This window comes from Testudinibacter sp. TW-1, from assembly GCF_050613185.1.
Classification (GTDB): domain Bacteria; phylum Pseudomonadota; class Gammaproteobacteria; order Enterobacterales; family Pasteurellaceae; genus Chelonobacter.
The window spans coordinates 1095946-1113018 of sequence record NZ_CP192511.1 but is presented as its reverse complement, the minus strand read 5'-3'; the positions used below and the strand labels follow the sequence as shown (position 1 = coordinate 1113018).

The following is a 17073-nucleotide window of genomic DNA, read 5'->3' as shown; positions in this document are numbered from 1 at the left end:
ATTATTTTCCTTTTTGTAAAGAACCTTGCCCTATATGCTTAACCGCATCATGTATATTTACAGGTACTAACTGCATATTATTTGGTGATGACTGTGCATTATGATGCCAAGTATAGCCCGTGATAGTGCTTTTCCCTTTTTGCATGTCCTCTAATTGCTGTAGTGTAAATTTACTTTTCATAATAGGATCATCCTTTATCACAATCCACATATCCCGTGATGCCTGTCTCATTTGTCCTGAATAGCTTTTACTATTATCAATTTTGGTTGAAAAAACTGCAACATCATCGAATATAGGTAATCCCTTTGAATCATAAGGAATATTTGCAATTTCTTTTTTATTACCAAGTGTATCTGGCTTAGAATAAATTTTAACTGCTTTGTTACCCTCAGACTCAATAACAGAAATTTGTTCACCTGTCTTTAAGATTCTATCTGTTGCTGTTGCCCTAGAATTATTTACAACAGTAGTAGATTTCACATTATTCTTACCATACTGTTTTTCAAATGACTCCCTCCAAGTATGTGATTGATAAAATCCAACAACATCATTGTCTTGTAATAATATTTTTGCTTGATCAATATTTTTTTGAGCTTGTTTTAAATCGCCTGCTTTCTCTGCATTTCGAGCTGCTGTATATAACTGCTTAGCTTCTTTAAGTGATTTTGTAACCACCTCAGCGCCAGGAATAACTCCGACTAAAGCTAAAGCAAAATCAATACCATCCTCTGCCTCTACAAACGATTTTACATCACCTACAACAGGCGTAAAATCAGCTAAAATCCCTGCAACTGTCCCCCCAGCTCTTAGTGTTTCCATAAGCTCAGGGTTATTCTTCTCCATTTGCTCTATTGCTATGCGATTTGCCTCCTCTTCTAATGCTTTTGATTTCGCTACATTAGCCCAATCTACTTGAGGGTTAGATTCAATTATAGATAATAAATTCCCCTCAACCGCACTTTCCGCTATCGCCTGCCCGGTTGCCGCATTAACAAGTGTAGTTGTGATATCCGTAGCTGTTCCATCTGCCTGTGCCGTCACCGTTGCCGCCAATGCGCCGCTCAAACTACTCAACGCCGAGATATTTTGCCGCTCCCTCTCATCTAGTTCACTTGCACTTTTGCCGTAAAGGGTTTGTGCCAACAGCTCTGCCGCCGCTTCCCCTGCTATCCCTGCCGCTGCACCACCCAACGCACTGCCGCCATTTACTTGCGCTTCGACCGCACCTAAGATGCCATGAAGAATTAGGTTAGTGGTTTTGTCCACCTTGCCGTTTTCGTCTGTGGTCGCATCCTTAATCGCTTGGTTTGCCAGCGGAGAAAGGGCGGTCGCCGTCAATTGTGTCGTACTACGGTTGGCTATCGCCAAGGTGATAACCTTGGTTGCCGTGTCAACCGCCCGCTGATAACTGCCGCCCGTACCCCAAGCTTTTGCTTCACTATCGGCTTGTGCATAGGCGACAACCGCTTGCTCATAAGCCGCCTGATTACCGCTTTGCTGCGCATTTGCCATGGCTTGTGCGGCATCGGCTTTTTTCGCTTCCGCCACTTTGCGCTGTTGGGCGCTGTAGGCACTCACGCCTGCGCTGATGTCCGCAACCGCACTTTGCATGGCTTTTTGTGTCGCAAGCGTTGTGTTGATGTCTTTTGGTTTTTCGGTTTGCGCGTTGCCTGTTGTGCTGTCGCTGTTAATCCCCAACGCTGCCGCCGTGGTTTGGGTTGGTTGGCTGTCTTTGTCGAGGATAATGGTGCCTTCGCTCAAGGTCGCTTTGGTGACGCTGCTATCCTTGCTGCGGCTGTACATCGGCAAGCCGCCCGTCGGGCTGACGTCCGTCACTCGTTCCGGCTCGCCTTTGTCGTTTTTGATTACCTTGCCGTTTTCGTCCTTGTTCAAGTCCGAACTCGCACTCACCCCAATGCTCGCACTCACCGCCTTGCTCTCACTACGGTTTTCAATGTCGTTGAAGGTCAGTTTGTTGGTAACAAGGCGATTTTTGTCGGTTTGCTTGCCCGTGATGGCGCCGCCGTTCAAGTGAACATTATTCGCCTCCACATCATAATGTTCTTCGGCAAACAAACCGCTTTGACGATTGACCTGTTGACGATTGGCACTGCCTTGTTGTGCGCTTGCGTTGGCACTCGCCTCCCAAGCCGTACCGAACGACACCTGCACCCGTCCGCCGACACTGCTGCCGCTGCTTCGCTGCTGCTCCCCGTCTTGTAAACTGTTAATCGTCAGGTCGCCGCCAATCCGCGTTTGAATCTGTTTGGCGTGCACCTCCGCCCCGTTCAACGTCGTATCGCCTCGGCTTTTGACGATAACCTTATCCGCATCCACAACACTATTATGATGATAAATGCCTTCACCCTGCTGACCGCTGCGGTTATAACCGGCTTCAACATAAGCGTAGACCCCCGTTTGTCCGCCGACGGAATAACCCACGCCCACTTGCGCGCCGCTGCTGCGTTGGCTGCTTTGTTGGCGATAACCGTCCGCGCCCGCATTCAGTAAAATCTTACCTGCCGCGTCAAACTCAACCGTACCGCCCGACGTGCGCTTGCCCTCACTGTCTCGGGTGGTGAGAGTGGTGTAGGTCGCATCAATATTGCCGCTGCGTGCCGTCAAACTTACACCCTCTGCCCCATTGAGATGGTTGCCAACCGCACTTTCGCTATAACGGGCGCTGTCGCTTTTCGATTGGCTAAAGCCAACGCCGACTTCGCCTTTTATCAGATAACCTTTGTCCGATAAGCCCTGGTAGGTGCCGTAGCCTTTGGCTGCCAGTGCCGCGGTTTGCAACGCGTTTAAACGGTCGTTGGATTTGTCGTTTTTGGAGGCGTGTTGATCTTGGTAATCAATAGACACGCCATCACTAAAATGTACAAAGTTACCTACCGCACATCTACGTTCAGAAGGCATTTTCGATTTTGCCAGTTCTGAAACAACAATAAATTGTTGTTGGGATTGGCTGAAGATTATGCGGCAGATGGTTTTGTTCATTTTTTATCAATACTAGGATCTATATAATAATCGAAAAACTCATTTTTACCGCAATATTGTAAAAATTCAATTCCCATTGAAAAATTCTCATTCAATGTAATTACTCCAAATCCAGTATCATCATGAGGGTATAGTGCAATCTGTAATTTGGGATTAATAAGAAAACAAACTTGCCCTACTACCTTGCTGTATGACAATGCCATAACCATCTCGCAAAATGGAATAAAGAAATCGTTATCAAAATGAATGCTTAAATGATTCGCTAATAAAGGAGAACCATCTAAATATTTTATATAGTTATCAGTTAATGGTTTAAGATACCCCTTTTCTTTAGAAATCTCATAAATACCATTATAGTCATTAAATCTAGGATCTAAATCAGCTTTATCATCAAAACATAATGCCGAAATGAGAATGAAATCATTTAGATCATTTGAGAAAAAATTATAAAATAATTCACAAGCAAGTTTTATTCCATTTAAAGGTTCAACTAATTCTGTTTCTTCAAAATAGCCAATCCATGTTGAACTACTGCTAAATCCATTAAAATTAATATTAGCCAAATGAATATTTTTATTTGCTGTCAATTTTGATAATTTTTCCATCACTAACTCCCACTGTTATTTTTTTAGTTTTGCTTGGGCTATTTTTCCCTAAACCAACTTTCCATTCCCCGAGTTTATCTGAATGTTGTGTATTACTTTTTTCCCATATTTCATCAGTATAATTATTTTTATACTGACGACCGTTTTTAGTAAAATCTTCAGGATTAGTAGTAGGAGTTCTAACAAAGTCCCCAATATTTGCGCTATTTACTTTTTTCTTAGGCTTATCAAAATAATTTTCAGCCGAAACAAGATTATCTTCCCAACTCCCAATTTTAATTTCAGAACCTGGTAACACTCCAGTATTTTCAGGAACATGAATTTGATCTCCCCCAGTATTATTAGGTTTTTCATAATCACTCGGATATTGTATTCCTCCTGTATCCGTAATAATAATTCTTGGATCAATTATTTGTTTGCCGCCATACGTCGTAACAACAAGGTTAGGATCTACTGGCATAAATCCGCCACTACTGGTTGGTATCCAAACATTGTTACCAATCAAAGGTTCGCTATCTAAAATTTTACTATTTAAAAAAGCAATTTGTTCAGAGCTCAGTTCAGCTATTTTTTCAGGGTTCTTAAAAGCCCCTATTTTCAAAGCCTCTTCTTGTTCATTTTGAGATAAATCAGTCGAAATAGCCGCACCAAGACCAATCATTTCTGCAAGGGCTTGCTGACAAGCTCTTGCACAAACAAAAGTAGCCACTCTACCAGCAATTGCAAGATTATTATTCTCAACCGCACTTTCCGCTATCGCTTGCCCAGCTGCCGCATTAACAAGTGTAGTTGTGCTATCCGTAGCTGTTCCATCTGCCTGTGCCGTCACCGTTGCCGCCAATGCGCCGCTCAGACTACTCAACGCCGAGATATTTTGCCGCTCCCGTTCGTTCAGTTCACTTGCACTTTTGCCGTAAATGGTCGTGGCAAGCAGTTCTGCTGTCGCTTCCCCCGTCATCGCTGCCGCCGCACCGCCCAACGCACTGCCGCCGTTAACTTGCGCTTCGACCGCACTTAGGATGCCGTGCAAGAGCAGGTTCGCCGCTTTATCGACGTTGCCTTCTTTATCTGTTGTCGACGCTTTGATAAGTTTGTTCGCTTCCGGTGAAAGTGCGGTTGCCAATAGCTGTGTTGAGCTGCCGTTGGCGAGTGCGAGGCTGATAACTTTGCTGGCGGTATCTAAGGCACGGCTGTAGTCACCGCCCGTTCCCCATGCCTCCGCTTGGCTTTTGGCTGCGTCGTAATCGGCTTTGGCTTGTTCATATTGCGCTGGATTGCCGCGTTTTGCCGCTTGTTCGAGCTTGGCTTGGGCTTCCGCCTGTTCGGCTTGGGCGGCAGTGTGTTGCTGTTTGCTGAAGCTTGCTACCCCTGCGCTGATGTCCGCAACCGCACTTTGCATGGCTTTTTGTGTGGCAAGTGTTGTGTTGATGTCTTTTGGTTTTTCAGTCTGTGCGTTGCCTTTGCCGCTGTCGCTGTTAATCCCCAACGCGGCCGCCGTGGTTTGGGTTGGTTGGCTGTCTTTGTCGAGGATAATGGTGCCTTCGCTCAAGGTCGCTTTGGTGACGCTGCTATCCTTGCTGCGGCTGTACATCGGCAAGCCGCCCGTCGGGCTGACGTCCGTCACTCGCTCCGGCTCGCCTTTGTCGTTTTTGATTACCTTGCCGTTTTCGTCCTTGTTCAAGTCCGAACTCGCGCTCACCCCAATGCTCGCACTCACCGCCTTGCTCTCACTACGGTTTTCAATGTCGTTGAAGGTCAGTTTGTTGGTAACAAGGCGGTTTTTGTCGGTTTGCTTGCCCGTGATGGCGCCGCCGTTCAAGTGAACATTATTCGCCTCCACATCATAGTGCTCTTCGGCAAACAAACCGCTTTGACGATTGACCTGTTGACGATTGGCACTGCCTTGTTGTGCGCTTGCGTTGGCACTCGCCTCCCAAGCCGTACCGAACGACACCTGCACCCGTCCGCCGACACTGCTGCCGCTGCTTCGCTGCTGCTCACTGTCTTGTAAACTGTTAATCGTCAGGTCGCCGCCAATCCGCGTTTGAATCTGTTTGGCGTGCACCTCCGCCCCGTTCAACGTCGTATCGCCTCGGCTTTTGACGATAACCTTATCCGCATCCACAACACTATTATGATGATAAATGCCTTCACCCTGCTGACCGCTGCGGTTATAACCGGCTTCAACATAAGCGTAGACCCCCGTTTGTCCGCCGACGGAATAACCCACGCCCACTTGCGCGCCGCTGCTGCGTTGGCTGCTTTGTTGGCGATAACCGTCCACGCCCGCATTCAGTAAAATCTTGCCTGCCGCGTCAAACTCAACCGTACCGCCCGACGTGCGCTTGCCCTCACTGTCTCGGGTGGTGAGAGTGGTGTAGGTCGCATCAATATTGCCGCGGCGTGCCGTCAAACTTACACCCTCTGCCCCATTGAGATGGTTGCCGACCGCACTTTCGCTATAACGGGCGCTGTCGCTTTTCGATTGGCTAAAGCCAACGCCGACTTCGCCTTTTATCAGATAACCTTTGTCCGATAAGCCCTGGTAGGTGCCGTAGCCTTTGGCTGCCAGTGCCGCACTTTGCAACGCATTTAAGCGGTCGTTGGATTTGTCGTTTTTGGAGGCGTGTTGATCTTGGTAATCAATAGACACGCCATCACTAAAATGTACAAAGTTACCTACCGCACATCTACGTTCAGAAGACGTTTTTGATTTTGCCAGCTCCGAAACAACAATAAATTGTTGTTGGGATTGGCTGAAGATTATGCGGTAGGTGTTTTTGTTCATTGATTTATCTGTATCTACTAATTATCTTAGGTAATAGTATGTATATATTTTTTTTAAAATATCTTTGTAATTCTCAATTTTAAATTCTTCTTTTTTTATATTGTATCGCTTTATTTCCCTAGTAAAAAATGGATCTATATTTTTATAAAAAGCAAAGCAATCTACAGCCCTATAAAAAAAAATAATATTTTTCACTTTCATTAAAATCTTCAAAAAATAATTATATAAAGAGTTATTTTTTAGATGTATTCGCTCAATTGTTCTTAGCATACTAAAAACACTAAATAGGTCTATAGGTATTTCTATAGCTATCCTAAAGGCTTCGAATGAAAAAAAGTAATATTTATCTTTATCAAATTCAACTCCTTTATCAAAATTATGAAAGGCATGATATAAAACTGCACGACTTATATCTTCTATGGTTTGATCATAATTATATAACCTATGAGGTCGCAAGGCTAAATCCTGAGAATAATTTTTAGTGAATTTCAATAAAAAGTTAAATGCTATATCACTCCCCTTTGAGCAAGCAATATTAGCCGCTGAAATTAATTCATCAAGATCACCATTGGATTTCAAAATATAATCTTCCAATAGAGGTATGATTTCATAAGGAAATTCATTTTCATCTAATTCTATCATCTCCCATTCAGATAATTTTTCCATACCATTTCTTGAGATATATAGAGATGATATTAAATTACTCATAAGCACCCCTTGATTTATTTATATACTCACTAGGCACTTTTGGAGTTATTAAAACCTCATTATCTCTTATTACATTATTTAAATCCCGTCTTGCACGAATAAATTCATATCTAGTATTTTTTGTTGGATTTCTAGAGTACGAATCAAATTTTATTGAGGATTTATTTTTCAAGTAAGAAACAACATCTTGATTTTCTATTATATCAACTCCCTTTAACTTACCTGATGAAATATCATTCTTTAGATTATCTAGCGCAACTGAAATTGTATTATACCCATATTTCTTCCCATTATTATTACCTGAAAAAGAAATATATTGGCTTTGTTCTTTCATTGGGCTAGCTCCCCTAACATGCTGTGTTATGGTTACATTTCCATCAACATTTGCTGATAATAAGTCCCCAGAGGCATTAATATATGCTTTTGTTTTCCCCTTAGCATTAATATTAGAATAAAAATTATCATCTGAACGATAAATAACTTTTCCATTAACGGCTACAGATTCAGTATGATAACCCTCAGTAATACCAATGATAGGTAATTTAGAGTTTGAAGTCTCCGAGCTTCCGATATTATTTACTCCACGCCCAATTACAACTCCACTTTCCCAAGCGTTACTCCAGTGTTCAATATCTTTTAACTTGTTATCTAATCCAGCTCCGTCATAACCTAAATCTCTTAAACTCTTTTCATCAAAGATCCGATAAATATCACTATCACCACCGCCTGCATAATGACCAACAACCTCTGATACATCGTTCTTATATAAGCGACTTTCAGCTCCAACTTCTCTACCTGAAACTAATGCGCCTTCCGCCATTTTTGGCAAAATAGTTGAAATAATATCGGTATAATCATTTCGACTTATTATTTCGTTTTCTGCCAATTGCTTAATGATTTCAAGCCCCTCAGAAGTCGCTTGACTGTTCAATACTTCGATTTGTTGGCGACAACTGTCAGTTATACAAGCGAGATACGCCTCTGTAAAATCTTCTGTAGATTTTACACCGTTTTCTTTCAACAATTCGACTAGAGCTTTATCCTTTTCAGATCTCAGATAGCTTTCACCCTGACGATTTAAAAGCGCATTATTCTCCACAGCACTTTCCGCTGTCGCCTGCCCAATCGCGGCATTAGCAAGCGTATCAGCGAGGTTCGTCGTGCCGTTTGTCGCGTTGCTCGCCATCCCTGCCGCCAATGCCCCTGTCAGGCTGCTGAGGGCGGTGATGTTCTGTTTCTCGCGCTCGTTCAGGTCGCTCGCCTTTTTGCCGTAGAGGGTTTGTGCCAACAGCTCTGCCGCCGCTTCCCCCGCTATCCCTGCCGCTGCACCACCCAACGCACTGCCGCCATTTACTTGCGCTTCGACCGCACTTAGGATGCCGTGCAAGAGCAGGTTCGCCGCTTTATCGACGTTGCCTTCTTTATCTGTTGTCGACGCTTTGATAAGTTTGTTCGCTTCCGGTGAAAGTGCGGTTGCCAATAGCTGTGTTGAGCTGCCGTTGGCGAGTGCGAGGCTGATAACTTTGCTGGCGGTATCTAAGGCGCGGCTGTAGTCACCGCCCGTTCCCCATGCCTCCGCTTGGCTTTTGGCTGCGTCGTAATCGGCTTTGGCTTGTTCATATTGCGCTGGATTGCCGCGTTTTGCCGCTTGTTCGAGCTTGGCTTGAGCTTCTGCCTGTTCGGCTTGGGCGGCAGTGTGTTGCTGTTTGCTGAAGCTCGCTACCCCTGCGCTGATGTCCGCAACCGCACTTTGCATGGCTTTTTGTGTGGCAAGTGTTGTGTTGATGTCTTTTGGTTTTTCGGTTTGCGCGTTGCCTGTTGTGCTGTCGCTGTTAATCCCCAACGCTGCCGCCGTGGTTTGGGTTGGTTGGCTGTCTTTGTCGAGGATAATGGTGCCTTCGCTCAAGGTCGCTTTGGTGACGCTGCTATCCTTGCTGCGGCTGTACATCGGCAAGCCGCCCGTCGGGCTGACGTCCGTCACTCGCTCCGGCTCGCCTTTGTCGTTTTTGATTACCTTGCCGTTTTCGTCCTTGTTCAAGTCCGAACTCGCGCTCACCCCAATGCTCGCACTCACCGCCTTGCTCTCACTACGGTTTTCAATGTCGTTGAAGGTCAGTTTGTTGGTAACAAGGCGGTTTTTGTCGGTTTGCTTGCCCGTGATGGCGCCGCCGTTCAAGTGAACATTATTCGCCTCCACATCATAGTGCTCTTCGGCAAACAGACCGCTTTGACGATTGACCTGTTGACGATTGGCACTGCCTTGTTGTGCGCTTGCGTTGGCACTCGCCTCCCAAGCCGTACCGAACGACACCTGCACCCGTCCGCCGACACTGCTGCCGCTGCTTCGCTGCTGCTCCCCGTCTTGTAAACTGTTAATCGTCAGGTCGCCGCCAATCCGGGTTTGAATCTGTTTGGCGTGCACCTCCGCCCCGTTCAACGTCGTATCGCCTTGGCTTTTGACGATAACCTTATCCGCATCCACAACACTATTATGATGATAAATGCCTTCACCCTGCTGACTGCTGCGGTTATAACCGGCTTCAACATAAGCGTAGACCCCCGTTTGTCCGCCGACGGAATAACCCACGCCCACTTGCGCGCCGCTGCTGCGTTGGCTGCTTTGTTGGCGATAACCCTCCACGCCCGCATTCAGTAAAATCTTGCCTGCCGCGTCAAACTCAACCGTACCGCCCGACGTGCGCTTGCCCTCACTGTCTCGGGTGGTGAGAGTGGTGTAGGTCGCATCAATATTGCCGCTGCGTGCCGTCAAACTTACACCCTCTGCCCCATTGAGATGGTTGCCGACCGCACTTTCGCTATAACGGGCGCTGTCGCTTTTCGCTTGGCTAAAGCCAACGCCGACTTCGCCTTTTATCAGATAACCTTTGTCCGATAAGCCCTGGTAGGTGCCGTAGCCTTTGGCTGCCAGTGCCGCGGTTTGCAACGCGTTTAAACGATCGTTGGATTTGTCGCTGCGCACCAGGGCTTCGGTCTGTTGTACCAAGTCAATCAACGGCGAGCTGACTTTGGCAAATGCGCCGATTTTGCTGTCACGGCTCGATTCGCGCTGTTGCTGCACATTAGTCGCTTGGCTGAACGTGAGGCTGTCGCCGACAATATCAACCCGTCCGTTATTCGCTATCACATCACTTGCCGTCTGGCGGTAATCATCTCCGGCATTCAAATTGACACGGCCTTGCAAGCTGCCCAAGGTGGTTCCCTTGTTCGCCAGTTCGTTTGATTCTGTACTTTCGCTGTTGCGATAAAAACCGGCGAAGCGTTCGGTGTCGGAGATAACCGCTTTTCCTATCCCTTTGCCGCTGCGGTTTGAAGCCTGTTGTTGCCATTCGTCAGTCGTGGTCAGTATCAGGTCACGCCCTGCGGTCGCGTCAATATCGGCTACGGCAACAACATCACTGCCGATAAACCGGATATCGCCTTTTTCGGTTGCCAGTGTCAACGTGCCGCCGCTGGAAAGATGGCTCACCTGTGCTTGTTTAATATCGCCGCTGTCTTGTTGTTGATTGCGGTAGTCAATCACACCCAGCATGGTTGCGCCGTCATAACCGCCGCCGCGCTGCTGTTTCTCGCCCCGTTGGCGCAAAATATCCTGTGCGACATCAAAAATAAGATTGTCTGTCGCGCTGAACGCCATATCACCGTCAGCGCTGAAGTTCGCCCCTTCGCTGAAAATACTGCCTTTGTCCGCTGTCACCGTTAGCTTGCCGCCGGCATTGAGTTCACTGACAACGGCACGTTGTTGGCTGCCTTGCTGTTGTTGCGATTGGCGTTGTGAGGTGGAAAAGTCCGTCACCGGCTTCATTAACCGCAGGGTGGTTTCCGCAACCGCTATGCCGTGCGCCGTTGCCGTGCCAACCACGCTTTTACCGTTTCCGCCTTGCGGTGATTGTTCCCCCATACTGTCTTGGTAAGTCTGCTTGGCGACTTCAAGCGGATTGTACATCACCTGCACACCGATACCGCGCATTTTGCTTTCTTGTTGCAAAGACCGCTCGCTGTTTTCCGTCATCGCCGTGAAATTAACCTCGCTGCCCCGCACCGTCATATCGCCGCCCGACACTAATGCGGAGGCGGCAATATCGACTTTTTCACCGCCTTTTATCAATAGGTTGCCTTGTGTGGCTTGAACCAAACTGGCATTCAACGCCGTCGATTGCCCCGTGCTATCCGTTGAAGACCGCGCTTTTTGATACCCCACCGTCGCCACACCGTTTTTCAGCGAAGCGCTAAAGCCGGATTTTTTATTTTTCTCCTCATAATGAGAGTTATACCGATTTTCTGATGCGTCAATCTGAATGTTATCTTTAGCCAAGATAGTAATATCGTTTTCAGCCGTCAGATTGCTGCCGACAATATGCAGGTTACCTGCTCGAAGATTGATCTCTTTTCCTTGTAATTGTGAACCACTTTGCTCGGTATGTGTTTGTTGTGAATGCGTTGTTTTGCTACCTTTACTAAACGTGCTGCGATATTTAGTGTGGTGATATTCCTCAAAGTCCAAATTAGATTCACGGGTACCGATCATCAGATCATTATTTGCAACCACATTCAGTTTGTCTTGCGCTGATAAGTGTGCACCTTCACTGGTCAGATTCTTCGCTTGTAGTTGTACTACACCACCGCCACTAACGCGGCTGTTCACCGCCTCCGTTACTGCCTCTCTGCGGCGATCGTCACTATTTCCACCCAACGCTTCGTGATAACCAACCTCAACCGTATCCAAAAGCAGATTATTTTTCACATCAAGCAGTGTCATACCCTCTCCTTGATTGGTGATATCCGCTCCGCTCACATGCAAATTATCAGCAGAAAGTGTTAATTTGCCGTCAGGATCACGCACATAGAAAGTAGCTTTACGATCCAGCACCGTATCACGGCGCTCAAATCCCGACTGCCGTACACCGCGAGTCCGTACGGTGGATTGATGCTGGATATCGCCATCCGCCTTAATCTGTAAAACCTTGTCCGCATCAATTTGCCCGCCTATATTACTTAGCGTTGATGCATCAAGTGCGGTCAGGCGGGAGCTTATCCGTCCGCCCAGATTTTTAATATTTTCCTGATTGAGGCTGACCAACTCTCTGCCGGCTATCGTGCCGCTATTAACAAGTTCGGCACCGTTGGTCATAACGCGATTACCGCTCAACAATGCACCTCGTCCGTCAACATCCCCTTTTCGCGCCAGCACATACACTTTGGGCACTAATACGGATACGGTTTCACCAGAATCCAATTGTACTTGTTGAGTTTCCAGCCAGACTATATCAGAAGTCAATTGTACAACTTGCGCCTCGCTCAAACTGACACCCAATGCTAAATTAAACTTATTCGCAAACGTAATGCCGCTGTCCATTAACGCTTTATACTGGCTTTCATTATCTTTATAGCCGCTTAAATAACGATATCCGGTTAATTGGTTGATTTGTTCATTAATCAGCTTTTGTTCATAGAACCCATCCCCCAAGCGTTTATGCGCGCGATTCGGATCGTGACGCAACGTATTGAGCATATAATCGGAGCTGAGCCATTGCTTATACTGCGCAAAAGCCGGGTCGGTTTCCACTAAGATATGGCTTTGTGTGTTTGGATTGACTTTATATAACGCCGAAGTCGGCAGGTGAGTGTCTATCTCAATAAAACGAACATGATCGTTTAAGGTTTTAACTACGGATTGCTTTTCCTCTCCCATGGTAAAGGGGGTAAATACCGATAAATTCGGCTGTAGAGTGCTATCCGAAGAGAAAATATCTACCGCTTTGTCCAAAACCACCTGTTTTTGCTCTACTTTGGTGAGATAAATCGGAATGGTTGTTGCTTCGGTTTTTAACAAGCCATTGGAGATTGGAATAGGATCCCGTTTATATTTAGTCCTACCGCTACCTGTTTTACCATTTTTGATTTCGCGACTATAGATTTTGCTGCCGTAATCTTCGGTAACACGAGTTCCCTCTTCATTTTTATTTTCAATCTTATCTGTCAAGCCCCGCATGATACCACCGGCGAGCACGTGGCTTTTATCATTTAAAAATGTGCTACCGCTGAATAACATATTGCCACCGGAAAGTATTTTCCCCGGCAGGCTGGAGACCACCACATCTTCTTTGATAATTTGTTTATCAACCTTGATATCATAGTAGTCTTTATATTCCTTTCTTTTTTCAGCAACATATTTTTGATTATGTTGTTCTATCTCACTGGACAACCACTCAAAAGCCGCTTTATTTTTTTCAACCCATTGTAAATAATAAGGCTTAATCTCATGGTCAAATTTTTCTTTATTACTCAAATAAACACTATAATCAATATCATACTGTAATTTTTTCTGCTCATACTCGGCTAATAACCGCTTGTAACGACGCTCTGATCTCCTTTTAACCGGCTTCACCGGTTCAATAGGGGCAACCGGCGCTTTAGCATTAACGAGATGGCGAGTAAGCGTATCATCTGCTTCAGTCGTGATATTAAAATAGCCCCACGCCGGATCGGTCGGGAAATAATAGGAATGAGGCTCAAAATCACACTGATTTGCTATCGATTGGCACTGATTGACCTGTGGCAAGATAAAGGATTGCACATCACCGTTTTCCGGTTTTATCACCGTATCTTGCTGACGCCAAATTAATTGGCTTTTTCCCCTCACCCCTGATGTCATCTGCAAAAGATTATAAGCAATTCTCAAATCTTTTTCGGCATAATCTCTAGGGACAATATAGTGCCAGTTGCGCACTTGTTCTCCGACAGTTTGCATTTCCGTTCTATAAAAAGCATTGGTATTTTCAATGTGATGAATCGCTAATCCCATTGCGCCGTTACTTTCAATCACCGCACTTTGATTATAAAGATGATCGGTTTTACCGGTAGCATGATTTTGCTCATCTAATGTTTGACCGAATAACAACTCGCCCTCACTGTAGATCATGGCACTGCCGTTCATATTTGGCACATAAGTGTCATTTTGGTTATAAATCGTTCCAACCCCGAGATCTAAGCGTTTTCTAGCGGCAATGACAGCACCGGCGTGTTTGCCATTCACGACCTCATCGTGGTTTTTTAACTGTTCGGCTTGCAACGCAATGCTGTCACCATAAATCCGCCCGGTACCCACGTTGTCAATAAGATCGGCTTTAAGCAACGTCAATGAGGAACCATCATCGCGCAAACTGTTAATCAACCCGCGATTAATAATCTGCTTACCCGCGATGAGCTCCACATCGCCGGCACTCATTTGCCCAGTAGCCCGGTTTTCGATCTGCTGCGCATGCAATCCTAACTGATGACCAGCCTGCATCACACTGTTATTGACCACATGACCCGCCGTTTTAAAATTAAAACTGCCTTTAGCATATATCGCCGTATCAGCCGTAAAGTCTTCTTTTAAGCTAATATTAAGATCACCACGGCTCTTTATATCTCCATCACCACTCAGCTGTGTCGCCTCAATCTCCAATAAATTAACCGCGTGAATCTTACCGGCACGATTATTAATCGACACCTCATTTCCCTGTAAAGAAGCGGTATTTAAGGAGGATAAAATACCCTCTTGGTTATTGAGATAACCCGCCGCCGTCATTGATAAATGATCGATCGCATAAATTCCGCCTTTTTGATTTTCTGCATTGTTGAGTTGAAGCTCAATTGTCCCTGCGATAATACCCTGTGTAATTTTTCCATCTTCTGTTGAAGACTCTGTTACTGTACCTTGATTTAACAGAGTATCGAGTTGCAAGGTTAATTTTTGTGTAGCCTGTATCAACGAACCGGTTTGTGATTGATGACGATTATCTAGCACTCGTCCAATAATATGCAAATCTTCACCCGCATCCAGAAACCCTTGTTGATTATTGAGTGCATCAATATTCAATACGCTATCACTGCCACTTAATAATGTCCCTTCTTGATTATCTAATATCGGTACCGTCACCGATAATTGCCGTCTGGCACTGATTTCACCTTGCCGATTATCAATCTTTGTCCGAATCTCGAGATTAGTATTACTTTGTTTGGAACCTATATTACCGCCGACATTATCAATAGCCTCGCTGGTTATCCATAGATGCTGTTCACTGACAATATTCCCTTGCCGATTATTGAGCGGCTTAAGGCTGGAGATGTCGCTATCTTGACCTGCAAACAGTGTTCCTTGCAGATTATTAAGAGCGGTAGTCTCTATCTTCATATTCCCGGCTGTGGATATTTTTCCTTTGATATTATTTAACTGCCCGCCGAGTGATAATTGAAAATCGGCTACGCTGCGCTGAATCCAACTGCCTTCACTGTTATTGATTTTGTCTGCACCGACAATAAAATAGTCGGCATTTAAGTTTGCGTTCTGGGTTACAAGTGCGGTCGGGGTGCGGAATTCAGCACTGGTTTCACTGCGGATGATACTGTTGTCCGCAGTAATCGCACCACTGCGCGCTTCGACCTGTAGGCGGTTGGCGCTGGTTTGGCTATTATTTAAATCAATCTGTTCGGCTTGTACGCTAATCTGCCCCGACGCCAGATTCTGCCCCTGCGCCACCGCACGTTGCTCGGCGGTTAAGGTCAGGTTTTTACCACTTTCGCTTGCCGCATTCAGGGTTTTGCGTTCACCGTTTTCGGTTTGTTCAAAGCGCACGCCGGCGGCAAGCACGGCGGATTTTCCAGCTTCAATCTGGTTGGCTTGGTAGGTGATATCACTTTCGGCGAAGGTTTCGCCCTGCTGGGCTATCTTGCCTTTTGCCTGCAACCGCACTTTGCCCTTGCTTTGTGAATCGCCTTTGGCAATCACGCTGCCGCGTTGGTCGATACCTTGGGTTTGGCTTTGCAGCTGCACATCACCTTGTTGCGTATAAACCGTGCCGCGGTTTTCTATTTGATGTTTTGCACTCAGCTTGACGTCTTGCTGTGCGCCGACAAAGCCGCTATTGACAATCTGCCCCTGCGAATCAATCCGCACATGGCCTTGGGTCGCGCCGATATGCCCGGCATTGCGCACGCCCAAGCCCTCTTCGGTGCCGACCAAGTGGATTTTGCCGGCATACATCCCGCCCAATTCCGATACGTCCACCGCATAGCGCACGGTTTGTGCCGGCTGTTCCGTGTCGTTTTGTTTGCTTTTATGAATGACTTGCACCGATTGATTGTCCGCCGAGACCTTGTTTATGCCGGTGGTGACTTTCAGTTCTTTCGCCCAAATGCCCGCATTGATTTCGGTTTCTCGCGCAATAATATCGGTGTAATCGGAACGGCTGGTGTCCATGCCGCGCCCGGAAACGGTGACTTTGCCTTGCTCGACTTGATAGCCTTTCACCATCCCGTTTTCCAGTTCCACCTTGCCGGTGGTCAAGGCGGTGCGGCCGGCGTTAATCGTGCCGCAGCCTTCGCAATGAATGCCGGACGGGTTGGCGATAATCACCTCGGCACGCTTGCCGGCGACTTCGACATAACCTTTCAGTTGGCTCGGGTTGTTGGAATTGACTTCATTCAGAATCACCTTGGCTTCGCTGCGTGCCAGATAGGGATTGCCCTGCACCCACCCGCCTTGTTCGGTTTGCACTTCGGTGCGGCTGTTGTTCAGAATCGCGCCTTGGGTATCGACATCGAACTGTTGGTATTTATTATGCGACAAGCCTTTGTCATTCGGGGTTTGGATATTCACCTGCGGCAAACCGTTCGCCGTTTGCAATATAATCGCCTGCTGGTTTTTCGGTGCGCTTTGGTCGGCGCGAATTTGCAGTTCATTGGCGGAGACATTGCTCACCAACAAAAAGCCCAACACGGTAAATAAACTGAGATTGACCGCACTTAGCCGCCAGCCTTGGGTTAAAAAAGTAAAACGGCCCGCCTCCTCCGCAACCATCTGTCCGCCCTCGCCTTTGGCTTTGCCCTCGCGGGTGGCTATTTCAGACACCACAACCACACGTTGTTGGCTTTTGCTGAAAATCAGGCGGTAAAGATGCTTGTTCATA

At 46.4% G+C, this 17073-nt stretch carries 5 protein-coding genes; all 5 read right to left on the bottom strand.

Features of this window, described 5'->3' with window-relative positions:
• Position 1: 1 nt before the first annotated feature.
• The 5 genes from ACQ31U_RS05370 to ACQ31U_RS05350 are packed head-to-tail and all read right to left on the bottom strand — an operon-like array spanning position 2 to position 17072.
• Entirely contained in the window at positions 2–3001 is a 3000-nt protein-coding gene (locus ACQ31U_RS05370; protein ID WP_431054047.1) for a hemagglutinin repeat-containing protein, read from the bottom strand.
• Entirely contained in the window at positions 2998–3606 is a 609-nt protein-coding gene (locus tag ACQ31U_RS05365) for a hypothetical protein (RefSeq protein ID WP_431054046.1), read from the bottom strand. Before ACQ31U_RS05365 ends, ACQ31U_RS05370 begins: the two co-directional genes overlap by 4 nt.
• Complete coding sequence (locus ACQ31U_RS05360; protein WP_431054045.1) at positions 3575–6394, bottom strand: hemagglutinin repeat-containing protein; 2820 nt, start codon at positions 6392–6394, stop codon at positions 3575–3577. The genes ACQ31U_RS05365 and ACQ31U_RS05360 overlap by 32 nt, the downstream gene beginning before the upstream one ends.
• Positions 6395–6415: 21 nt before the next feature.
• A complete protein-coding gene (locus ACQ31U_RS05355; protein ID WP_431054044.1) occupies positions 6416–7102 on the bottom strand; it encodes a hypothetical protein in 687 nt (228 codons plus the stop codon).
• Positions 7095–17072 (bottom strand): hemagglutinin repeat-containing protein, encoded by a 9978-nt coding sequence (locus ACQ31U_RS05350; protein WP_431054043.1) that lies wholly within the window; start codon positions 17070–17072, stop codon positions 7095–7097. Before ACQ31U_RS05350 ends, ACQ31U_RS05355 begins: the two co-directional genes overlap by 8 nt.
• Position 17073 lies beyond the last annotated feature (1 nt).

What these genes read in the sequence shown, in the direction of transcription:
- ACQ31U_RS05350 (WP_431054043.1), bottom strand. Translation starts at nt 17,072, where the DNA reads ATGAACAAGCATCTTTACCGCCTGATTTTCAGCAAAAGCCAACAACGT.
- ACQ31U_RS05355 (WP_431054044.1), bottom strand. Translation starts at nt 7,102, where the DNA reads ATGAGTAATTTAATATCATCTCTATATATCTCAAGAAATGGTATGGAA.
- ACQ31U_RS05360 (WP_431054045.1), bottom strand. Translation starts at nt 6,394, where the DNA reads ATGAACAAAAACACCTACCGCATAATCTTCAGCCAATCCCAACAACAA.
- ACQ31U_RS05370 (WP_431054047.1), bottom strand. Translation starts at nt 3,001, where the DNA reads ATGAACAAAACCATCTGCCGCATAATCTTCAGCCAATCCCAACAACAA.
- ACQ31U_RS05365 (WP_431054046.1), bottom strand. Translation starts at nt 3,606, where the DNA reads ATGGAAAAATTATCAAAATTGACAGCAAATAAAAATATTCATTTGGCT.